This window comes from Streptomyces sp. NPDC058758 (assembly GCF_042746075.1).
Taxonomy (GTDB): domain Bacteria; phylum Actinomycetota; class Actinomycetes; order Streptomycetales; family Streptomycetaceae; genus Streptomyces.
Window position 1 is genome coordinate 51,785 of record NZ_JBHYPS010000002.1, and the last position, 21,262, is coordinate 73,046.

The window sequence follows — 21,262 nt, forward strand, 5'->3', positions numbered from 1 at the left end:
GCTCGGGTTCCGACTACTTCGCGTAGTCGCCGACCAGCTCCGCGCCGGAGGCCTTGTCGCCGCGCTCGGTGATCTCGCCGGCCACCCAGGCGTCGAGCCCGCGGTCGGCCAGCGTGGTGAGGGCGGCGTCGACCGACTCGGCGGGGACGACGGCCATCATGCCGACGCCCATGTTGAGGGTCTTCTCCAGCTCCAGGCGCTCCACCCGGCCGGCGGTGCCGACGAGGTCGAAGATCGCGCCCGGGGTCCACGTGGAGCGGTCCACGGTGGCGTGCAGCCCGTCCGGGACGACCCGGGCGAGGTTGGCCGCGAGGCCGCCGCCGGTGATGTGGCTGAAGGCGTGCACCTCGGTGGTCCGGGTGAGCGCCAGGCAGTCCAGCGAGTAGATCCGCGTGGGCTCCAGGAGCTCCTCGCCGAGGGTGCGGCCCAGCTCGTCGACCCGCTGGTCGAGGCTCATGCCGGCGCGGTCGAAGACCACGTGCCGGACGAGCGAGTACCCGTTGGAGTGAAGCCCGGAGGAGGCCATGGCGATGACCGCGTCCCCCGTACGGATGCGGTCGGCGCCGAGCAGGCGGTCGTGCTCGACCACACCGGTGCCGGCGCCGGCCACGTCGAAGTCGTCCGGGCCGAGGAGGCCCGGGTGCTCCGCCGTCTCGCCGCCGACCAGGGCGCAGCCGGCGAGGACGCAGCCCTCGGCGATGCCCTTGACGATGGCGGCGACCCGCTCCGGGTGGACCTTGCCCACGCAGATGTAGTCGGTCATGAAGAGCGGCTCGGCGCCGCAGACGACGATGTCGTCCATGACCATGGCGACCAGGTCGTGGCCGATGGTGTCGTACACGCCCATCTGGCGGGCGATGTCGACCTTCGTGCCGACGCCGTCGGTCGCCGAGGCGAGCAGCGGACGCTCGTAGCGCTTGAGGGCGGAGGCGTCGAAGAGGCCGGCGAAACCGCCGAGGCCACCGAGGACCTCGGGGCGCTGCGTCTTCTTCACCCACTCCTTCATGAGCTCGACGGCGCGGTCGCCCGCCTCGATGTCGACGCCCGCAGAGGCATAGCTGGCGCCGCCTGCGGCACTGGCGATCTCAGACATGGGTTGAGAACTTTCGTGTCGTCACTGCTTCACTGCGGGTGTGCAGCGGGGTCTCACGGACGGCGCAGGGCGTCGGCGGCCGCGGTCGCGGCGGGGCCGGCGGCCAGCTCCGTCTCCAGAAGCTGCTTGCCGAGCAGCTCGGGGTCGGGCAGCTCCATCGGGTACTCGCCGTCGAAGCAGGCGCGGCAGAGGTTCGGCTTGGCGATGGTGGTCGCCTCGACCATCCCCTCCAGGGAGATGTAGGAGAGCGAGTCCGCGCCGAGCGACTTGCCGATCTCGTCGACGGACATGCCGTTGGCGATCAGCTCCGCGCGGGTGGCGAAGTCGATGCCGAAGAAGCAGGGCCACTTGACCGGCGGCGAGGAGATCCGGATGTGGACCTCGGCCGCACCGGCCTCGCGGAGCATCCGGACCAGGGCGCGCTGGGTGTTGCCGCGGACGATCGAGTCGTCCACGACCACGAGCTTCTTCCCCTTGATGACTTCCTTGAGGGGGTTCAGCTTGAGGCGGATGCCGAGCTGGCGGATGGTCTGCGAGGGCTGGATGAAGGTGCGCCCGACGTAGGCGTTCTTCACCAGGCCGGCGCCGAAGGGGATGCCGGAGGCCTCGGCGTAGCCGATGGCGGCCGGGGTGCCCGACTCCGGGGTCGCTATCACCAGGTCGGCCTCGACGGGCGCCTCCTTCGCGAGGCGGCGGCCCATCTCGACGCGGGAGAGGTACACGTTCCGGCCGGCGATGTCCGTGTCGGGACGGGCCAGGTACACGTACTCGAAGACGCAGCCCTTGGGCTTCGCTTCCGCGAAGCGGGAGGTGCGGATGCCGTTCTCGTCGATCGCGATCAGCTCGCCCGGCTCGACCTCGCGGACGAAGCTGGCGCCGCAGATGTCGAGGGCGGCGGACTCCGAGGCGACGACCCAGCCGCGCTCCAGGCGGCCGAGGACCAGCGGGCGGATGCCCTGCGGGTCGCGGGCCGCGTAGAGGGTGTGCTCATCCATGAAGACGAGGGAGAAGGCGCCCCGGACCTCGGGGAGGACCTTCGCGGCGGCCTGCTCGATGGTGAGCGGCTTGCCGTCCTCGTCCACCTGGCCCGCGAGGAGCGCGGTGACCAGGTCGGTGTCGTTGGTGGCGGCGACCTGGGTGGCGCGGCCGTCCTTCTTGGGAAGGTCGGCGACCATCTCGGCCAGCTGCGCGGTGTTCACCAGGTTGCCGTTGTGGCCGAGCGCCAGGGACCCGTGGGCGGTGGCCCGGAAGGTCGGCTGGGCGTTCTCCCACACGGAGGCTCCGGTGGTCGAGTAGCGGGCGTGACCGACCGCGATATGACCCTGGAGGGAACCGAGAGAGGTCTCGTCGAAGACCTGGGACACGAGGCCCATGTCCTTGAAGACGAGGATCTGGGAGCCGTTGCTGACCGCGATTCCCGCGGATTCCTGACCCCGATGCTGGAGGGCGTAGAGCCCGAAGTACGTGAGCTTTGCGACCTCTTCACCCGGAGCCCAGACACCGAAGACGCCGCAAGCGTCCTGGGGGCCTTTCTCCCCGGGGAGCAGATCGTGATTGAGTCGACCGTCTCCGCGTGGCACGTCTTCGAGTCTAGGGGACCTCGACCACTGGTCCGAATTGGCGAACGGGGCCCGACCCGCCCCCCATAGGATCGCACCAAGAGATCGTCGCGAACTTGGAGGGCCCTACAAGGCAGGCGCGGGAAGGGTTCCCGCCGCCGGGCCGCTCCGCCCGGACGCTCGCACCCCCCTCCTCCACCGGCCCGCGATGTGACGCAGAACGCACGCACCGAGGGTTTCACCGGCGTTTCGATCACGCGAACTACGCGCGTCGACCCGGCCTTCCGGCGTTGACGCGCCCGCCCCGCTCGACCAGGCTCCTGGCCCATGCAGCCCCCGCGTGACCGCTCGGTCACCCTCGTCCAGCGCCGGCACGTGGACCTCGTCCGTGTCGCGAGCGCCGGCTGTCGGCGCGCCTGAACGCACGCCACCCCTCTCTCCCTCCGCCCCGCCCCGCGTCTCCCTCCGTCCCGCCCCGCCCGCGGCGCCGTCCCCCGCACGCCGGGCACGGAGGCACACCCGTACGTCCTCTGGAGATCCGCCATGTCCTCGCCCCTGTCCCGCCGCGCCTTCGGCGGTGCCGCCGCCGGTGCCGCGGCGGTGGCCGCCGTCGGCGCCGCCGCCCCCGCCCACGCGGCGCCCGCCCCGGCCGCCGGCCCCGCCGCCGCGCCCACCGCGGAGCGCCCCTTCCGGGCCGCGCACCCGCGCCGCCACTCCCGGCGGCCGAACATCCTCTTCATCCTGGGCGACGACCTGGGCTGGGCCGACCTCTCCTCGTACGGCGCCCCGCACATCCGCACCCCGCACCTCGACCGGCTCGCCCGCGACGGCGTCCGCTTCACCGACGCCTACTCCGGCTCCGCGACCTGCTCCCCCACCCGCTTCAGCCTCTACACCGGCCGCTACCCGGGCCGTACCAAGGGCGGCCTCGCCGAGCCGATCGCCGACAAGTCCGCCGGACTGGAGCCCACCCACCCCACGCTCGCCTCGCTGCTGCGCGACTCCGGCTACGCCACCGCCCTCATCGGCAAGTGGCACTGCGGCTACCTCCCCGACTACTCCCCCACCAAGTCCGGCTGGGACGAGTTCTTCGGCAACTTCGGCGGCGCCCTGGAGTACTACTCCAAGCTGGGCCTCGGCGGCGAGTACGACCTCTACGAGGGCGACGCCGAGTACAAGGACCTCCGCTACTACACGCGGATCCTCACCGAGCGGGCGAGCGAGTACGTGAGCCGCGACCACGAGAAGCCGTGGCTGCTCAACCTCAACTTCACCACCCCGCACTGGCCGTGGATCGCCGACGGCGACGAGGAGGCGAGCGCCGAGATCGTCCGCCGCATCAAGGCCGGCGACCGCTCCGCCCTCTGGCACCAGGACGGCGGCTCGGTCGAGAAGTACAAGGAGATGGTCGAGGACCTCGACCGCTCCGTCGGCCAGGTCCTCAAGGCGCTGAAGCGCTCCGGCCAGGAGCAGGACACCCTCGTCTTCTTCGCCAGCGACAACGGCGGCGAGCGCTTCTCCTACAACTGGCCCCTCGCCGGCAACAAGGGCTCCCTCCAGGAGGGCGGCATCCGCGTCCCCTCGGTCCTGCGCTGGCCCGCCCGGATCGACGGCGGCCAGGTCAGCGACCTGCCCGTGTTCACGCCCGACTGGACGGCCACCCTCCTCGACGTCGCCGGGGCCCGGCCCCACCCCGCGTACCCCCTCGACGGCACCAGCCTCGCCGGGCACCTGCTGCGCGGCGAGGACGTGCCCGAGCGGGACCTCTTCTGGCGGGTCAGGGGCGAGCGGGCGCTGCGCCGCGGCGACTGGAAGTACTACCGCGGCAAGAACGGCCGCGACCAGCTCTTCCACCTCTCCGAGGACACCCGCGAGCAGGCCGACCGGGCGCCCTTCGAGCAGGCGCGGCTGGCCGAGCTGCGGGCCGCCTGGGAGCGGATCGACGCGGGGCTGCTGCGCTACTGAGCCGTGGCGGCTACCGCCGTCAGCCCCTCGCCCGAGCCGTCGGTGAGGGTCAGGGCGCGGTGGTCCAGGCGGTAGGAGAGGGGGCCGTCGAGGAGTTCGTAGAGCTTCGTCTCCAGGGCCATCTGGGGGCCCGTGCACATCATGCGGGTGGTGGCGGCCGGGCCCTCGACGGTGAGGGTACGGGCCCGCTCGTCGAGCTTCGCGGTCGCGGAGAAGCCGTTGCAGCCGAGGTTCCCGGTGATCCGGCCGTCGGCGCCGACGACGAAGCGGGCCTTCTCCCCGCTCCCGGCCGGCAGGGAGGACGCCGTGTCCCCGGAGACCAGGCCGTCGACCTGCCAGGAGGTGCCGCGCAGCGGAGCGGACGCCTCGGCGGCCAGCTCCACCCGCTTCGTGCCGTCCGAGGAGGCGAGGGTGAGCGCGCCGTCCTCCAGCGTCCCCTCCAGCGGGCCGGTGAAGGCGGCGAGGAAGGCGGTCTCGAAGCGCTGCCGGTCGTCGGGGCAGCCCCTCTCGGTGACCTCGTCCGGGGAGACGGTGACGGTGGCACCGGCCACGGCGACGCCCGCGCCGAAGTGGTTGCAGCCGGTGCTGCCCCGGGCCCGCCCCTCCCCGGCGAAGTCGACGCGGGCGCCCTCGGGAGCCTTCGAGCGGCTGCCGTCGACGGTCACCGCGCCCACCGTCCAGTGGGTGCCGGCGAGCGGGAGGTCGGGGTCGCCCGCGGCCCCGGCCCCGGCCCCTCCGCAGGCGGTGAGGGGGGCGAGCGTGACGAGCAGGACGGCGGCGAGGGTGCTGCGCGGCTTCGGCATGCCGGTGGGACGCGGCGCGCCCCCGCCGGGTTCCCCGGCTCAGCCCATCAGGGGGAGCAGCCGCTCCAGATCCGCCCGCTCGCCGCTGGCGGCGATCCGGGCCGCGTCGAGCTCGGCCGCCCAGGCGGTGCGCCCGGTGGCCAAGCGGATCCAGGTGAGCGGGTCCGTCTCGACGACGTTCGGCGGGGTGCCCCGGGTGTGCCGGGGGCCCTCCACGCACTGCACCACCGCGTACGGCGGGATCCTGACCTCCACCGCGCCGCCGGGGGCCTTCGCCGCGAGGGCGTCGGCGAGCAGCCGGGTGCAGGCGGCGAGCGCCTGCCGGTCGTAGGGGATCTCCGTGCCGGTCGCGGCGGCGAGGTCGTCGGTGTGGACCACGAGTTCGACGGTCCGGGTGACGAGGTAGTCGTCGAGCGTCATCGCGCCGAAGCGGGTCGGCAGGAGCCTCTCCCCGTCCGCGCCGGCCAGCGCGCCCTCGAATTCCCCGGCCACGCGCGCGTACAGCCCCGGCAGGTCGGCGGCGTCGAGCGCCCGGACGTCCTCGTCGATCCCGGCGGCACCGCTCGCGGTGGCCAGGGGCCAGTCCAGGAGGGCGAGTTCCCGCGCGGCCGGCTCGGGCGCGGCGAGCCCCCGCACGACCGCGCCGAGCGCCATCGTGAGGTGCGCGGCCAGCTCCCGTACCGTCCAGGTGCCCAGCCGCGTCGGCCCGTCGAGCGCCTCCGGCGGCAGGGCGAGCACCGCGTCCCGTACGTGCCCGAACTGGGCGGAGACGGCGGCGCGGGTCTTGGCGGGGTCGTAGCTGCGGGTGCGTTTCCTGGCGGGTGGCATGGGCAGAGGCTAGCGCCGAGACTTGAGGAGGGGGACGACTCCTCACGGAAGGCGGTGCCGGGACCATGACCCATCACGAGCACCCCGACGCGGCTCTGGTGCGCCGCGGGTACGAGGCGTTCACCGCCGGCGACATGGAGACGCTCGCCTCCCTCATGACCGGCGACTGCACGCACCACTCGCCCGGCGAGAGCCAGATGTCCGGGCACTTCAAGGGCCGCGACAACATCCTGGCCCACTACGGAAAGCTCATGGAGCTGACCGACGGCACCTTCCGCGTGGAGCTCAAGGGCATCTACGCGGACGGCCGGGGCCACGCCATGTCCGTCCACCGGTGGCACGGAGACCGGGGCGACCGGGGCATCGAGATGGACGGCGGCCTCTGGTTCACGATGATGGGCGGCAAGATCACCGACATCGACGAGTGCGTCGCGGACATCACCGAGTCCGACGGCTTCTGGGGCGCTGCGGAGTGAACGCGAAACGGCCCCCGGTCCGTCTCTTCGGACCGGGGGCCGTTTCACGTGAAACGTCAGGCCAGCAGGCCCGGGATGGTCGCCTCGTGCGCGGTGCGCAGCTCCTCCAGGGAGAGGCTGAACTCGCCCTGGACGTCGACCGCGTCGCCGTCGACGACGCCGATGCGGGTCGCCGGCAGGCCGCGGGCGCCGCACATGTCGGTGAAGCGGAGCTCCTCGCTGCGCGGGACGGCGACGACCGCGCGGCCCGCCGACTCCGAGAAGAGGAACGTGAAGGCGTCCAGGCCCTCCGGGACGACCAGGCGCGCGCCGTTCCCGCCGCGCAGGCAGGACTCGACGACCGCCTGGACGAGACCGCCGTCGGAGAGGTCGTGCGCCGCGTCGATCATGCCGTCGCGGGAGCCCGAGATCAGGATCTCGCCGAGCAGCTTCTCCCGGTCGAGGTCCACGGCCGGCGGCATGCCGCCGAGGTGCTGGTGGATCACCTCGGACCAGGCCGAACCGCCGAACTCCTCCTTGGTGTCGCCCAGCAGGTAGAGGAGCTGGCCCTCTTCCGCGAAGGCGATCGGGGTGCGGCGGGTGACGTCGTCGATCACACCGAGGACGGCCACGACGGGCGTCGGGTGGATGGCGACCTCACCGGTCTGGTTGTACAGCGAGACGTTGCCGCCGGTGACCGGGGTGCCCAGCTGGAAGCAGCCGTCCGCGAGACCGCGGGTGGCCTCGGCGAACTGCCACATGACGGCCGGGTCCTCGGGGGAGCCGAAGTTCAGGCAGTCCGAGATGGCGAGCGGCTTGGCGCCGGAGGCGGCGACGTTGCGGTACGCCTCCGCGAGGGCGAGCTGCGCGCCGGTGTACGGGTCGAGCTTGGCGTACCGGCCGTTGCCGTCGGTCGCCATGGCCACGCCGAGGTTGGTCTCCTCGTCGATGCGGACCATGCCGGCGTCCTCGGGCTGCGCCAGGACCGTGTTGCCCTGCACGAACCGGTCGTACTGGTCCGTGATCCAGGACTTCGAGGCCTGGTTCGGGGAGGAGACGAGCTTGAGGACCTGGTCCCTGAGCTCGGCGCCGTCCTGCGGGCGGGGCAGCTTGCCGGCGTCGTCGGCCTGGAGCGCGTCCTGCCACTCCGGGCGCGCGAACGGCCGGTGGTAGGTCGGGCCCTCGTGGGCGACGGAGCGCGGCGGCACGTCGACGATCTGCTCGCCGTGCCAGAAGATCTCCAGCCGCTCGCCCTCGGTGACCTCACCGATGACGACCGCGATGACGTCCCACTTCTCGCAGATCTCCAGGAAGCGGTCGACGTGCTGCGGCTCGACGATCGCGCACATGCGCTCCTGCGACTCGCTCATGAGGATCTCCTCAGGAGAGAGCGTGGCGTCGCGCAGGTGCACCTTGTCGAGGTCCACGCGCATGCCGCCGGAACCGGCCGAGGCCAGCTCGGAGGTGGCGCAGGAGAGACCGGCGCCGCCGAGGTCCTGGATGCCCGCGACCAGCTTCTCCTGGAAGATCTCCAGGGTGCACTCGATGAGGAGCTTCTCCTGGAACGGGTCGCCGACCTGGACGGCCGGGCGCTTGGCCGGCTTGGTGTCGTCGAAGGTCTCGGACGCGAGGACCGAGACGCCGCCGATGCCGTCGCCGCCCGTGCGGGCGCCGTAGAGGATGACCTTGTTGCCGGGGCCGGAGGCCTTGGCGAGGTGGATGTCCTCGTGCTTCATCACGCCGATGCAGCCGGCGTTGACCAGCGGGTTGCCCTGGTAGCAGGAGTCGAAGACGACCTCGCCGCCGATGTTGGGCAGGCCCAGGCAGTTGCCGTAGCCGCCGATGCCGGCGACGACACCGGGCAGCACGCGCTTGGTGTCGGGGTGGTCGGCCGCGCCGAAGCGCAGCGGGTCGACGACCGCGACCGGACGGGCGCCCATGGCGAGGATGTCGCGGACGATGCCGCCGACGCCGGTGGCCGCGCCCTGGTAGGGCTCGATGTACGAGGGGTGGTTGTGCGACTCGACCTTGAAGGTGACCGCATACCCCTGGCCCACGTCGACGACGCCGGCGTTCTCGCCGATGCCGACGAGCATGGCGTCGTTCTGCGGGGTCTTCTCGCCGAACTGCTTCAGGTGGACCTTGCTGCTCTTGTAGGAGCAGTGCTCGGACCACATGACGGAGTACATGGCGAGCTCGGCGCCGGTGGGACGGCGGCCGAGGATCTCGCGGATGCGCGCGTACTCGTCCTCCTTGAGGCCGAGCTCCTTCCAGGGCTGCTCGCTGTCCGGCGTCTCGCTCGCGTGCTTGACGGTGTCGAGGCTCATCAGGCGTTGACCAGCTTCTTGAGGATCGAGGTGAAGAAACCGAGACCGTCCGTCTTGCCGGTGCCGATCAGCGGCTCGACGGCGTGCTCGGGGTGCGGCATCAGACCGACGACGTTGCCCGCCGCGTTCGTGATGCCGGCGATGTCGCGGAGCGAGCCGTTGGGGTTGACGTCCAGGTAGCGGAAGGCCACCCGTCCCTCGGCCTCCAGCTCGTCGAGCACGCGCTCGTCGGCGACGTACCGGCCGTCCATGTTCTTGAGCGGGACCTCGATCTCCTGGCCCGCGGAGTAGTCCGAGGTCCAGGCGGTCTCCGCGTTCTCCACCCGCAGCTTCTGGTCGCGGCAGATGAAGTGGAGGTGGTTGTTGCGGAGCATCGCGCCCGGCAGCAGGTGGGCCTCGGTGAGGATCTGGAAGCCGTTGCAGATGCCGAGGACCGGCATGCCGGCCTTCGCCTGCTCGATGATGGTCTCCATCACCGGCGAGAAGCGCGAGATGGCGCCGGCCCGCAGGTAGTCGCCGTAGGAGAAGCCGCCGGCGAGGACCACGGCGTCGACCTGCTTGAGGTCCTTGTCGCGGTGCCACAGCGAGACCGGCTCGGCGCCCGCGAGGCGGGCGGCGCGCAGCGCGTCCTGGTCGTCGAGCGTGCCGGGGAAGGTGACGACGCCGATGCGAGCGGTCACGACTCGACCTTCACGACAAAGTCTTCGATCACGGTGTTGGCAAGGAAGGTTTCGGCCATCTCATGGATGCGGGCGAGGGCGGCGTCGTCGACCGGCCCCTCCACCTCCAGCTCGAAGCGCTTCCCCTGACGGACGTCGGCGATTCCGGCGAACCCGAGGCGGGGCAGTGCACGCTGCACCGCCTGTCCCTGCGGGTCGAGGATCTCCGGCTTGAGCATGACGTCGACTACGACGCGTGCCACTGGCACTCCCGGTGGTGTGTTGCGTGGGCGGTTCCCTCAGCGTACCTGCCTCCAAATTCTACGCGGGTAGAGATCTGAAGGATCCTACAAATACCCAGGCCGGAAGGCGCCTGCGGCGAAGATCCACACCAAACCCCCCACACCCCTCCGCACATGAAATGCGAGTGAAATATTGCGCCGCCCATTGCCCCGGGACACGCTGAGACAATTGACAGGGCTTCACAATGCGACGCCCTGCGCTGTACAAAGGAATCCAGAGAAAAACAGCATTGTCCCCGGGCAGCCAGAGGCCTGGTGTCACCGCACGTCAGAGGCACACCCCTACCCTTTGACAGGTGGCGGGCCACAGGAAAGGACCGATATCCGTGGCGCAGCGAGTGGTGGTCACCCTCTCCGATGACATCGACGGCGGAGAAGCGGCGGAAACGGTCGCGTTCGGTCTCGACGGGAAGATGTACGAGATCGACCTGAATGCTGCCAATGCAAAGAAACTCCGCAAGGCCCTCGCGCCCTACCTGGCGGCCGGGCGGAAGCGGACCGGCAAGGCGGCGGCCGGTGTGACCGGAACCACCGTCGCGTACAAGCACACCGCCCTCGCCCCCGACCCGGCGGCGGTCCGCGCCTGGGCCCAGTCCAACAAGATGGACGTGCCGGCCCGGGGGCGCATCCCCAAGCGGGTCTACGAGGCCTTCCGCGAGGCGAGCTGACGCCGGACGGGGACCGGCGGGCCGGGCCCGGCGGTCCGGCGCCGGCCGGAAGCCCCGGAGAGACCGGCGGCCCGACCACCGGAGGCGGCGGCGGAACGACCGCCGGAGAGACCGGCGGCCCGACCACCGGAGGGGGCGGTGACCAGGCCGCCGGAGGGTGCGGCGGAACGGATTTGCGTTCCACCCCCCTTGATCGGCTAGAGTCTGGATCACGCCGAAGGGCAAGGCCGAAAAGCCGGGCCCGAAGCAGCGTGCGGGTGTAGTTCAGTAGTAGAACATCCCCCTTCCAGGGGGAAGGCGCAGTGTGCGATCCCTGTCACCCGCTCTGCATCACGGTTACCGACCACTCCGGTGGATCAGGTAGAGTGGTGCTCGCACCGCCCGGTGAAAGCCGGTCGGGAGCAATGCGGACGTGGCTCAGTTGGTAGAGCATCACCTTGCCAAGGTGAGGGTCGCGAGTTCGAATCTCGTCGTCCGCTCAGGGTGAAGGACCCGGTTCTCAGGAACCGGGTCCTTCTGCTTTTACGGACGCTCCGGCTCCGGAACTCGGACCGCCCCCATGACATTTGTCAGTACGGGCGATGACACCGCGCACTGCCCTCCGCCCCGGCCGGACGGCAGGCTGGAGCCATGACAGCAGAAGCCCTGACACCGGCCATCGAGGCGACCGACCTGAGCCGCAGCTACGACGGCGGCTTCGAGGCGGTGCGCGGCATCTCCCTCTCCGTGCCCCGGGGGGAGGTCTTCGCCCTCCTCGGCACCAACGGCGCCGGCAAGACCTCCACCGTCGAACTCCTGGAGGGCCTCGCCGCCCCGACCGGCGGCACCGCCCGCGTCCTCGGCCACGACCCGTACCGGGAGCGCGCGGCCGTCCGCCCGCGCATCGGCGTGATGCTCCAGGAGGGCGGCTTCCCCTCCGACCTGACGGTGGCCGAGACCGTACGCATGTGGGCCGGCGTCACCAGCGGCGCCCGGCCCGCCGGCGAGGCGCTCGCCGCGGTCGGCCTGACCGGCCGCGAGAAGGTGCGGATCAAGCAGCTGTCCGGCGGCGAGCGCCGCCGCCTCGACCTCGCCTGCGCCCTCCTCGGCCGCCCCGAGGTCCTCTTCCTCGACGAGCCCACCACCGGCCTCGACGCCGAGGGCCGCCGCGACACCTGGGAACTCGTCCGCTCCCTGCGCGCCCAGGGCACCACCGTCCTCCTCACCACGCACTACCTGGAGGAGGCCGAATCGCTCGCCGACCGGCTCGCGATCATGCACAAGGGCCGGATCGTGCTCTCCGGAACCCCCGCCGAGGTCACCGCCGCCCAGCCCGCCAGGATCCGCTTCGCGCTCCCCGCCGGGGTGCCCGCGGCCCGGCTGCCGCTCGGGCTGAAGGCCGCCGAGGACGGCGACCGCATCGAGATCCGCACCCACGCCCTCCAGGACGACCTCACCGAACTCCTCGGCTGGGCCCGCGACCAGGGCGTCCGCCTCGACGGGCTCGACGCCCGCTCCGCCTCCCTCGAAGAGGCCTTCCTCGACATCGCCTCCCGCACGGAGGACATCCCCGCCGGCCCGAAGGAGACCGTGACCCGATGAGCGCGACCGCACCCACCACCACAGGCCGGCCCTCCACCACCCCCACCCGCCTCGCCGCCCTCGGCCGGGCCGAACTCACCCTCCTCGGCCGCAACCGCAACAACCTCTTCATCGCCGCCGCCATGCCGCTGCTGATGATCTTCCTGCTGCGGTCCTCGCTCAAGGGCGTCGACGAGGCCACCCTCGGCATCTCGCTGGGCGCCGCCACCCTCATCGGCGGCACCGGCATGGTCCTGCTGCTCGTCGTCTACATGAGCCTCACCTCCAGCCTCGTCGCCCGCCGCGAGGAACTCGTCCTCAAGCGGCTGCGCACCGGCGAGGCCACCGACACCGAGATCCTCGCCGGCGCCGCGCTGCCCGCCACCGCCATCGCCCTCGTCCAGGCCGCGATCCTCACCGTCGGCGGCTTCACCCTCCTCGGCGCCGACGCCCCGGCCCGCCCCGACCTGCTCGTCCTCGGCCTCGCCGCCGCGATCGTGCTGCTCGCCGGGCTCGCCGCCGTCACCACCACGATCACCCGCACCGTCGAGAGCGCCGGCCTCACCACCCTGCCGCTCTTCCTCGTCTCCTCCTTCGGCTCCGGCCTCTTCGTCCCCCGCGACGCCCTGCCCGGCCTCGCCGCCGACCTCGCCCAGCTCCTCCCGCTCAGCGGCGTCATGGAGTTCGTCCGGGCCGGCTGGCTCGGCACCGCCCACGCGGGCAGCCTGCTCACCGCCGCGCTCAATACAGTGGCCTGGGGCGTCCTGACGGGGTGGGCGGTCCGCCGCTGGTTCCGCTGGGAGCCCCGGCGCTAGGGCGGGACCGGAGGGGAGACGGGACGGGATGTCCGCGATGACGGGATGGTGGACACGGCGCAGCGCCGCCGGGAAGGTCGAGCTGTACACCCGCTGGACCTTCCACCTCATGGCCCCGGTCGAACTGGTCGCGCTCGGCGGCCCCCTGCTGAGCTCCGGCGGGGGGCGGAGCGAGACCGGCACGGGACCGGCGATCGGGCTGATCCTGTGGGTCCTGGCCCACTCCGCGCTCTGCTGGGCGGTCTCCTCCCGCGCCCTCGACCACACCACCGACCGGCGGGCGCGTCCCGTCCGGCCCGCCGTCGCCCTCGCCGCCTTCACCCTCCTCACCGACCTCGCCGTCGCCGGACTGTGGGCGGGCGGGGTGCTGCCCGACGAGTCGCTCGTCGCGAGCGTGCTCGTCGTCACCTCGGTCTTCACCGCCGGCGCGCTCGTCCTCTGCCTGGACCGGGTGCGGCACATGGCGTACGCGGTCGGCGGCACCGCCCTCGCCGCCGCCCTGCCCGTGATCACCCTCGGCCACGTCCCGGAAGGACTGATCACCCTGGCCGCCGTCCTCGTCGGCGGCGGTGCCTACGCCTCCGCCTGCGGCTTCTCCTCCTGGCTGCTCCGCGTCGTCCAGGAGCTGGAGCGCTCCCGCGACCTCAAGGCCCGGCTCGCCGTCGCCGAGGAACGGCTCCGCTTCGGCCGCGACCTGCACGACGTCATGGGCCGCAACCTCTCGGTGATCGCGCTCAAGAGCGAGCTGGCCGTCCAGCTCGCCCGGCGCGGCCGCCCCGAGGGCGTGGACCAGATGGTCGAGGTCCAGCGGATCGCCCAGGAGTCCCAGCGGGAGGTCCGGGAGGTCGTCCGCGGCTACCGCGAGGCCGACCTGCGGGTCGAGCTGGAGGGCGCCCGCGGGGTCCTCGACGCCGCCGGCATCGACTGCGCCGTCGACGCCCCCGCCCTCGACCTGCCCGCCGGGGTGCAGTCCGCGCTCGGCTGGGTGGTCCGCGAGACCACCACCAACGTGCTGCGGCACGGCGACGCCCGGCGCTGCGCGATCACCCTGCGCGCCGGCGACGGAGAGGCCGTGCTGACCGTGGAGAACGACGGCGCGGCGGTCCCCGACGGGGCCGGCGCCCCGGGCCGGACCGGCTCCGGCCTCGCCGGGCTGCGGGAACGGCTCCGCGCGGTGGACGGCACCCTGGAGGCCGGGCCGGCGGAGCCGCACTCCTTCCTCGTCACCGCCCGGGTGCCGCTGCCCGGGACGGCCGCCCCGCGCCCCGCACACCAGGAGAAGAAGGAGACGGTCGCGTGACCGAGCCCGTACGCGTCCTGCTCGCCGACGACGAGCATCTGATCCGGGGCGCGCTGGCCGCCCTGCTCGCCCTGGAGGACGACCTGATCGTCGTCGCGGAGGCCGCGACCGGGCCCGAGGCGCTCGCCATGGCCCGCGCCCACCGGCCCGACGTCGCCGTCCTCGACCTCCAGATGCCCGGGGCGGACGGTGTGACGGTGGCCACATCGATCCGGGACGAACTCCCGGACTGCCGCACGATGATCGTGACCAGTCACGGCCGGCCCGGCCACCTCAAGCGGGCCCTCGCGGCGGGCGTCCGGGGCTTCGCGCCGAAGACCGTCAGCGCCCAGCGGCTGGCCGAGCTGATCCGTACCGTGCACGCCGGAAACCGTTACGTGGACCCGGAGTTGGCGGCCGACGCGATCGCCGCCGGGGACTCGCCGCTGACCGCCCGCGAGGCCGAGGTACTCGAACTCGCCGCCGACGGGGCCTCCGTCGCGGAGATCGCCCGGCGGGCCGCGCTCTCCCCCGGCACGGTCCGCAACTACCTCTCCTCGGCCGCCGCGAAGCTCGGCGCGGAGAACCGTCACGCGGCGGTGCGTCTCGCGCGGTCGAAAGGTTGGGTATAGTTAGCAGCGCGCTACGGCGCATGCGGACGTGGCTCAGTTGGTAGAGCATCACCTTGCCAAGGTGAGGGTCGCGAGTTCGAATCTCGTCGTCCGCTCAGCGTGAAGGCCCCGGTTCATCGAACCGGGGCCTTCGTCGTGTCCGCGCACGGCGGCCGAGACGCCGTACGGGCCCCGCGAGGAGACCCGTACGGCCGTTCCGTCAGAAGCTGTCGGACCAGGACTTGCCGGTAAGCAGCTCGTACGCCTCCAGGTACTTGGCGCGGGTGGCGTCCACGACCTCCTGCGGGAGGGGCGGCGGCGGCTGCTCGCTCTTGCGGTCCCAGCCCGAGGCCGGGGAGGTCAGCCAGTTCCGCACGAACTGCTTGTCGTACGAGGGCTGGGCGCGGCCCGGCTGCCACTGGTCGGCCGGCCAGAAGCGGGAGGAGTCCGGGGTCAGCACCTCGTCGGCGAGGACCAGGGTCTCGCCGTCGAAGCCGAACTCGAACTTGGTGTCGGCGAGGACGATGCCCCGCTCGCGGGCGATGTCCCGGGCCCGGCCGTAGACGGCGAGGGTGGTCTGGCGGAGCAGGGCGGCGGTCTCGGCGCCGACCTGGCGGGCGACCTCCTCGTACGACACGTTCTCGTCGTGGTCGCCGACGGCGGCCTTGGTCGCCGGGGTGAAGATCGGCGCGGGCAGCTCGGAGCCGTCGGTCAGCCCCTCGGGGAGCGCGAGGCCGCAGACCGTGCGGGACTCGTCGTACTCGACCAGGCCGGAGCCGGCGAGGTAGCCGCGGGCGACGCACTCGACCGGGACCATGTCCAGGGGCTTGCAGATCAGGGTGCGGCCCGCCCAGTCGGCGGGGGCGCCCTCCGGCAGCTCGGTGGACAGGACGTGGTGCGGGACCAGGTCGGAGAGCTGGTCGAACCACCACAGGGAGAGCTGGGTGAGGACGCGGCCCTTGTCGGGGATCTCGGTGGGCAGCACCCAGTCGTACGCGGACATGCGGTCGCTCGCCACCATCACGAGCTCGCCGGCCCCGTTCCGGTACAGGTCGCGCACCTTGCCCGTGTGCAGGTGGGTCAGGCCCGGGACCTCGACGGGCTCGGGCTTTTCTACGAATCCGGACACGGTTCCTCCGCGTAGGTTGATCCAGGAACGGTCCGATTCTCTCGCACGTGCGACCGGGCCCGCCGACCGGGGCGGCTCGCCCGGTCAGTCCCTCTTACAGATCCGGTCGAGGAGGTTGGCGGTGGCGCGCTGGACCCGGGCGTCGACATGGCCCGGCCGGTCCAGCGCGGGCGACCAGGCGAAGGTGCCGGCGGCGAAGACCCACGCCCCGGAGGGCGCCCGGTAGAGGCTGGTCTCCTGGTGGCGCAGCGCCCCGTCGCCGTCCCGGTAGGGCGAGTGGGCGAGCAGGATGCGGCTGTCGTGGTCGGGCAGCGGGGTGCGCGGGAAGTAGCGGTCCGCCTCGCCGGCGACCAGGCCGGGCAGCTCGTCGCCGTCGCCCGCGCCGGTCGCCTCCCAGAGCCAGTGCCCGGCGTTCCGCACGACGAGCGGGTGCGGTTCGGGCACCCGGCCCGCGTACTGGATGCCGAGGAGCTGCTGCTCGGGGCGGTCGACCTCGCGCCAGAGGGCGGGGCGGCCGGGGCCGCGGCGCTTGCGGCAGGTGAGCAGCCGGTCCGGCACGCCGGACGGCGAGGGCCCCAACTCCACCTGCCAGTACATGGTGTTGGCGGAGAGGAAGACCAGCGAGGTGCCCTGGTCGCGGGCCCGCTCGGCGGCCCGGCGCATGGGGGCCGACCAGTACTCGTCGTGTCCGGGGAAGACCAGGCCCCGGTAGCGGGCGGGGTCGACCCGGCCCGCGTGCAGGTCGCGGGTCTCCGCGTAGGCGAGGTCGTAGCCGTACCGCTCCGCCCAGCGGATGAAGTCGTAGGCGTGGCCGACGTGCAGGGGCAGGCCTGCGCCCGCGTACGGCCGGTCGAAGGAGACGGTGATCGCCGCCTCCTCCTCGCCGAGCAGCCGGCCCTCCTCGTCCCACGCGTGGTAGAGGCTGGCGCCGGTGTGCCCGTCCTCCGGGTAGAGGTTGTACGCCTGCCAGGTCACGTCCGGGAGGACCAGGAGGAGGTCCGCCGGGTGGGAGTCGCGGACCGTGAAGGGGATGTGGGAGCGGTAGCCGTCGGCGGTGGTGAGGACGGCGACGTACGCGCCGATCGACCAGTAGCTCGGGACCTGGAGCCGCCAGGACTGCCACCAGTGGTGGCAGGAGACCGTGCGGTCGGCGGTGAGCGGGGCGGGCTGCACGATCCCGGAGAGCCGCGGACTCGTGGTGATCTTCGCGGCGCCGGCCCCGCCGTAGTGGCCGATCCGGTAGACGTCGACCGAGAACTGCTGCGGCGGGTCCACCGTGACGTGGAAGTCGATCGACTCGCCGGGCGCCACGGCTCCGCCGGAGGCGAAGCCCTTGATCTGGCGGCGCACGTCGTCGGCGGTGCGGGGGCCGCCGCCGAAGCCGCCGGCCAGGGTCTCGTCCGCGTACCAGGGGACCATCTGCCCCGTGTCGTCGAAGTAGTTCTCCGAGCCGCGCAGCCAGGGCAGCGGGCCCTGGCCGAAGGGATCGGAGACCGCGTGCGCGAGCGCACCCGACTCCCAGCGCCTGATCTGCTCCGCCCCCATGGCCGCGCCCCTCCTTCGACTCCCCCGGTCAGTGCCGCCGGCTCCTGCCCGCGGATGGTGCCCCTGTCAGTGCCGGTCTCCAGCACATCACATCACGCACGCGGTCCGTCACCGTTCGTCGCGAATCGACGAAGATGGAACACGACCCTCCGGTACGACGGGCCGGCCGGGACGCCGACGGGGCCCCGTCAGCTCGGGCCCCGCGGCCCGGTGGTGCGGGCCCCGCGGCCCGGTGGTGCGTCAGAGCAGGCGGACGGGCTTCTCGGGGCGGACGCCGGTGGCGCCGAGCCAGGCGCGCAGCGGGGCCGGGTCGCCCTCCTCGACCAGGGCGAGCACGCGCGGCCCGAGGTCGGCGGCCCGCTCGCCGCCGACCAGGAGCGCGGGCCCGTCGAGCCAGTCCAGGCCGGGCGCGGCCCCGGTGGTGTCGACGGCGGCGCAGCAGACCAGCGCGGTCACGTGGTCGGCGAGCAGGTCCCGGCCGGTGCGGGGCGGGAGCAGCGGAGCGAGCGGCCAGGGGCCGTCGGGGCCGGTGAACCCGGCGGCGCCGGACGCGGCGCCGGACGCGATCCGCGCCTCGCGCTCGGCGTCCTCGCGGGCCACCCGGGCGCTGAGGGCGGCGGCGAGGGCGTCGGCGGCGGGGTTGCGGACCTCGGCCTCGACGTCTTCGTCGATCTCGATGTCTTCGTCGGCTTCGACGTCTTCGTCGGCCGCGGCCTCGGCGTCCGCGGCCCCGATGCCTCTCTCGGCGTCCTCGGCGGCCTCGGCTCCGGGCGGTACGACGGGGAGGTCGTCGTCCTCCGCCGGCGCGAGGGGCTCGGACGTCCCGTCCCGCGGGACCGTCAGGTGAGCGAGGACACGGGTGAGGGTCGGGGCCTCGGGGGCCTCGGGCCCGGCGGCCGCCGACAGGAGGTCGAGGACGTCGTGGAGGCGGGCCGCGTCGGCGCGCCACTTCCGGTCGACGACCTCTTCCGGGTAGCGGCTCCACTCGACCGGCGCCCAGTCGGGGCCGGCCTCGGCGGGTCCGCCGTGGAAGAGCCGGGCGGCGAGCAGCGAGGCGGCCTCGTCCACGGCCCCCGGCTCCTCCAGGAGGTCGCAGGCCGGGCGCTCGCCGAGGCGGGAGGAGAAGCCCTCCGCGAGCCGGTCGCGGCGGGACAGTTCGGTGAGGGCGGAGACGACGCCCGCGTCCAGCCGGGAGGGCCAGCGGCCCATCCGCCAGGCGGGCAGCGCGACCCGGGTGAGGAGCCGGTCCCAGCCCGCGTAGGCGAGGCCGACCTGCTCCTGGGCGACGATCCGGGTCCCCTGGTCCACGGCCTGGGCCCGCTCGGAGCCGGCGGCGGCGACCCCGCGCTCCATCTCGGCGGCGTGCGTGCCGCAGGCCCGCAGCAGCAGCCGGGCCACCCGTCCGACGCCCCGGGCGCCGAGCCGGCGCAGCGGGCCGAGGCCGGGCTCGTCCGGGACGGCGACGGCCGCGTCGAGCCCGCGCACGAAGCGGCGGGCGGCGGCTATGTCGGGGTCGGCGGCCGGGCCGGTGCCGGCGACGACCGGGGCGAGGACCGCCCGCAGCTCGGCGACCCGCATCCACCACAGGAACGGGGAGCCTATGACGAGGACGGGGCCGGGGCCTCCGGCGGCGGGGACGGCCGCCCGGCCGTGCGCCGGGTGGGAGCGGTCCTCCAGCCAGCTGTCGCAGTCCGGGGTCAGGGCTATCGCGGAGGGCGCGGGCACGTCGAGCCGGTCGGCCAGGTCCCGCACCAGGCGGTGGAGGTCGGGGGCGGCGGTCTCGGTGAGCTCCACCGTCGGCGTCACGGCCGGGCGGGCGCGGGCGACGACGAGGGCGACGGCCGCGGAGGCGAGCAGGACGACGACCGCGAGGACGGTCGTGATCCAGCGGGCGGTGGCCCATCCCGTACCCGTGAAGTGGCCGGTGACCTCGCCCGCGTACAGCACGACGGCGACGGCGGCGGGGAGGATGGCGGCGCCGAGCGCCCGTCCGCGGACGCGGAGGACGGCCAGGGCGCGGGAGCGCGCGGCCCGCACGCCCCACTGCTCGCCGAGGCCGCCGTCGCTGCCGCCGTTTCCGAAGCCGCTGCCGGACACGCCGTACCTCACCCCCTCTCCCCGTCTCGGACGGGACTACCCGTGGTGGTGTTGCTCACTCCCCCACTGTGGCACCCGTCACCGACATCGCAATGCCGGTGGGCCAAGTGCCGGAACGCCTGCGCCGCACCCTAGTTGGGGCTTCGGCGGCAGTCATCCAGATGGCCGAGCCGTCACTCGATCGAATGGCTTTGGGTAAAGGTGGTGCCGGTGGCGCGGCCGTGCGCTTGACTGCGCGGCCGCGCCCGTACTCCCGTTCCGGGTCAGGCCCCGGCGGCCTTGAGCGCGATGTCCGTACGGTGCTGGGAGCCGTCAAGGCGGATGCGGCCGACTGCCGCGTAGGCGCGGTCGCGGGCCTGGGCCAGGTCCGAACCGGTGGCGGTGACGGAGAGGACCCGCCCGCCGGCGCTCACGATCGCCTCGCCGTCCCGCTTCGTTCCCGCGTGGAGCACGTACGCGTGGGGCGCGTCCCGCTCCGCGACCTCGGCGAGGCCCTCGATGGGGTCGCCGGTGCGCGGCGTGTCCGGGTAGTTGTGGGAGGCGACGACCACGGTGACGGCGGCCTCGTCGCGCCAGGCCAGCGGGGCCTGGTCGGCGAGGGTGCCGTTGGCGGAGCGCAGCAGCACGCCCGCGAGCGGGGTCTTCAGGCGGGCGAGGACGACCTGCGTCTCGGGGTCGCCGAAGCGGGCGTTGAACTCGATGACCCGCACGCCGCGGCCGGTGAGCGCGAGACCGGCGTAGAGGAGGCCGGAGAAGGGGGTGCCGCGGCGGCGCAGCTCGTCGACGGTCGGCTGGAGGACGGTCTCCAGGACCTCGTCGACCAGCTTCGGGTCGGCCCACGGCAGCGGCGAGTAGGCGCCCATGCCGCCGGTGTTGGGGCCCTCGTCGCCGTCGAGCGCGCGCTTGAAGTCCTGCGCGGGCTGGAGCGGGAGGACGGTGGTGCCGTCGCAGATCGCGAAGAGGGAGACCTCGGGGCCGTCCAGGTACTCCTCGATGACCACGCGGTCGCAGGCGAGCGCGTGGGCGCGGGCCGCCTCGACGTCGTCGGTGACGACGACGCCCTTGCCGGCCGCGAGGCCGTCGTCCTTGACGACGTACGGCGCGCCGAAGGCGTCGAGGGCCTCGTCGATCTCGGCGGGGGTGGTGCAGACGTAGCTGCGGGCGGTCGGCACGCCGGCGCCGGCCATGACGTCCTTGGCGAACGCCTTGGAGCCCTCCAGCAGCGCCGCCTCGCCCGAGGGGCCGAAGACCGGGATGCCGACGGCGCGCACGGCGTCGGCGACGCCGGCGACGAGCGGGGCCTCCGGGCCGACGACGACCAGGTCGGCGCCGAGCTCCGTGGCGAGCGCGGCGACCGCCCCGCCGTCCAGCTGGTCGACGGGGTGCAGCTCGGCGACCTCGGCGATTCCGGCGTTGCCGGGCGCGCAGTGCAGAGCGGTGACGTCGGGATCGAGGGAGAGAGAGCGGCACAGGGCGTGTTCGCGGGCGCCGCCGCCGATGACGAGGACCTTCACGCCAGCCAGGGTAGCCCGACGGCCGGCAAGGCCCTTGTGCGGGCCACCGAGCG

The 21,262-nt window shown here is 73.3% G+C and carries 19 protein-coding genes and 3 tRNA genes; 11 read left to right on the top strand and 11 right to left on the bottom strand.

The features are described 5' to 3' along the window. Nucleotides 1–13: 13 nt before the first annotated feature. Both purM and purF read right to left on the bottom strand, forming a co-directional pair. The gene (gene purM / locus ACFW6A_RS03050; protein WP_351852411.1) at nucleotides 14–1,093 is read right to left on the bottom strand and encodes a phosphoribosylformylglycinamidine cyclo-ligase; all 1,080 of its coding nucleotides are present in this window, start codon (nucleotides 1,091–1,093) and stop codon (nucleotides 14–16) included. Nucleotides 1,094–1,146: 53 nt separating this feature from the next. Next, a complete protein-coding gene (gene purF / locus ACFW6A_RS03055; protein ID WP_351852409.1) occupies nucleotides 1,147–2,673 on the bottom strand; it encodes an amidophosphoribosyltransferase in 1,527 nt (508 codons plus the stop codon). A 306-nt stretch (nucleotides 2,674–2,979) separates the two neighbouring features. Between purF and ACFW6A_RS03060 the strand changes: the two genes are divergently transcribed. Together ACFW6A_RS03060 and ACFW6A_RS03065 are read left to right on the top strand one after the other, a co-directional pair. After that, nucleotides 2,980–3,072, top strand: coding sequence for a putative leader peptide (locus tag ACFW6A_RS03060; RefSeq protein WP_324616102.1), 93 nt, complete (start codon nucleotides 2,980–2,982; stop codon nucleotides 3,070–3,072). A gap of 123 nt (nucleotides 3,073–3,195) precedes the next feature. Continuing rightward, nucleotides 3,196–4,617, top strand: coding sequence for a sulfatase-like hydrolase/transferase (locus tag ACFW6A_RS03065; protein ID WP_351852406.1), 1,422 nt, complete (start codon nucleotides 3,196–3,198; stop codon nucleotides 4,615–4,617). Here ACFW6A_RS03065 and ACFW6A_RS03070 read toward each other — a convergent pair. Together ACFW6A_RS03070 and ACFW6A_RS03075 are read right to left on the bottom strand one after the other, a co-directional pair. Beyond that, entirely contained in the window at nucleotides 4,611–5,420 is an 810-nt protein-coding gene (locus ACFW6A_RS03070) for an META domain-containing protein (protein ID WP_386638370.1), read from the bottom strand. The two genes, ACFW6A_RS03065 and ACFW6A_RS03070, sit on opposite strands and share 7 nt — an antisense overlap. Before the next feature lie 39 nt (nucleotides 5,421–5,459). After that, entirely contained in the window at nucleotides 5,460–6,248 is a 789-nt protein-coding gene (locus tag ACFW6A_RS03075; protein WP_351852402.1) for a sterol carrier family protein, read from the bottom strand. A 65-nt stretch (nucleotides 6,249–6,313) separates the two neighbouring features. Here ACFW6A_RS03075 and ACFW6A_RS03080 point away from each other — a divergent pair, with 65 nt between their 5' ends. Further along, nucleotides 6,314–6,724, top strand: coding sequence for a nuclear transport factor 2 family protein (locus ACFW6A_RS03080; RefSeq protein ID WP_386476585.1), 411 nt, complete (start codon nucleotides 6,314–6,316; stop codon nucleotides 6,722–6,724). 56 nt (nucleotides 6,725–6,780) lie between these two features. Here ACFW6A_RS03080 and purL read toward each other — a convergent pair whose 3' ends face one another. The 3 genes from purL to purS are packed head-to-tail and all read right to left on the bottom strand — an operon-like array spanning nucleotide 6,781 to nucleotide 9,952. Continuing rightward, nucleotides 6,781–9,030 carry a phosphoribosylformylglycinamidine synthase subunit PurL gene (purL, locus tag ACFW6A_RS03085; protein WP_351852397.1) on the bottom strand — a complete coding sequence of 750 codons (2,250 nt, stop codon included), beginning with the start codon at nucleotides 9,028–9,030 and terminating at the stop codon, nucleotides 6,781–6,783. Beyond that, nucleotides 9,030–9,710 carry a phosphoribosylformylglycinamidine synthase subunit PurQ gene (gene purQ, locus ACFW6A_RS03090; protein ID WP_351106083.1) on the bottom strand — a complete coding sequence of 227 codons (681 nt, stop codon included), beginning with the start codon at nucleotides 9,708–9,710 and terminating at the stop codon, nucleotides 9,030–9,032. Before purQ ends, purL begins: the two co-directional genes overlap by 1 nt. Beyond that, nucleotides 9,707–9,952 (bottom strand): phosphoribosylformylglycinamidine synthase subunit PurS, encoded by a 246-nt coding sequence (gene purS, locus ACFW6A_RS03095; protein ID WP_015035032.1) that lies wholly within the window; start codon nucleotides 9,950–9,952, stop codon nucleotides 9,707–9,709. Before purS ends, purQ begins: the two co-directional genes overlap by 4 nt. Before the next feature lie 365 nt (nucleotides 9,953–10,317). Here purS and ACFW6A_RS03100 point away from each other — a divergent pair, with 365 nt between their 5' ends. The 8 genes from ACFW6A_RS03100 to ACFW6A_RS03135 all read left to right on the top strand — a co-directional run bounded on the left by ACFW6A_RS03100 (nucleotide 10,318) and on the right by ACFW6A_RS03135 (nucleotide 15,040). Then, entirely contained in the window at nucleotides 10,318–10,659 is a 342-nt protein-coding gene (locus tag ACFW6A_RS03100) for an Lsr2 family protein (protein WP_351852394.1), read from the top strand. A gap of 253 nt (nucleotides 10,660–10,912) precedes the next feature. Further along, a tRNA-Gly gene (locus ACFW6A_RS03105) sits at nucleotides 10,913–10,984 on the top strand. 81 nt (nucleotides 10,985–11,065) lie between these two features. Beyond that, nucleotides 11,066–11,138 (top strand) — tRNA-Gly (locus ACFW6A_RS03110). Between the two features lie 151 nt (nucleotides 11,139–11,289). Beyond that, nucleotides 11,290–12,240, top strand: a complete 951-nt coding sequence (locus tag ACFW6A_RS03115; RefSeq protein WP_351852391.1) for an ABC transporter ATP-binding protein — start codon at nucleotides 11,290–11,292, stop codon at nucleotides 12,238–12,240. Beyond that, nucleotides 12,237–13,034 (top strand): ABC transporter permease, encoded by a 798-nt coding sequence (locus ACFW6A_RS03120; RefSeq protein ID WP_351852388.1) that lies wholly within the window; start codon nucleotides 12,237–12,239, stop codon nucleotides 13,032–13,034. The genes ACFW6A_RS03115 and ACFW6A_RS03120 overlap by 4 nt, the downstream gene beginning before the upstream one ends. Nucleotides 13,035–13,062: 28 nt before the next feature. Beyond that, nucleotides 13,063–14,334, top strand: coding sequence for a sensor histidine kinase (locus ACFW6A_RS03125; protein ID WP_386638374.1), 1,272 nt, complete (start codon nucleotides 13,063–13,065; stop codon nucleotides 14,332–14,334). Continuing rightward, the gene (locus tag ACFW6A_RS03130) at nucleotides 14,331–14,945 is read left to right on the top strand and encodes a response regulator (RefSeq protein WP_386638377.1); all 615 of its coding nucleotides are present in this window, start codon (nucleotides 14,331–14,333) and stop codon (nucleotides 14,943–14,945) included. The genes ACFW6A_RS03125 and ACFW6A_RS03130 overlap by 4 nt, the downstream gene beginning before the upstream one ends. Nucleotides 14,946–14,967: 22 nt before the next feature. Continuing rightward, nucleotides 14,968–15,040 (top strand) — tRNA-Gly (locus ACFW6A_RS03135). Nucleotides 15,041–15,144: 104 nt separating this feature from the next. Here the strand turns inward: ACFW6A_RS03135 and ACFW6A_RS03140 are convergent. From ACFW6A_RS03140 to purD, 4 genes are all read right to left on the bottom strand, one after another. Beyond that, a complete protein-coding gene (locus ACFW6A_RS03140; RefSeq protein WP_351852380.1) occupies nucleotides 15,145–16,053 on the bottom strand; it encodes a phosphoribosylaminoimidazolesuccinocarboxamide synthase in 909 nt (302 codons plus the stop codon). Nucleotides 16,054–16,137: 84 nt separating this feature from the next. Then, nucleotides 16,138–17,598, bottom strand: coding sequence for a N,N-dimethylformamidase beta subunit family domain-containing protein (locus tag ACFW6A_RS03145; RefSeq protein ID WP_351852378.1), 1,461 nt, complete (start codon nucleotides 17,596–17,598; stop codon nucleotides 16,138–16,140). A gap of 240 nt (nucleotides 17,599–17,838) precedes the next feature. Then, nucleotides 17,839–19,707 carry a hypothetical protein gene (locus tag ACFW6A_RS03150; protein WP_351852376.1) on the bottom strand — a complete coding sequence of 623 codons (1,869 nt, stop codon included), beginning with the start codon at nucleotides 19,705–19,707 and terminating at the stop codon, nucleotides 17,839–17,841. A gap of 251 nt (nucleotides 19,708–19,958) precedes the next feature. Then, entirely contained in the window at nucleotides 19,959–21,209 is a 1,251-nt protein-coding gene (gene purD / locus ACFW6A_RS03155; RefSeq protein WP_351852374.1) for a phosphoribosylamine--glycine ligase, read from the bottom strand. Nucleotides 21,210–21,262: the final 53 nt, after the last annotated feature.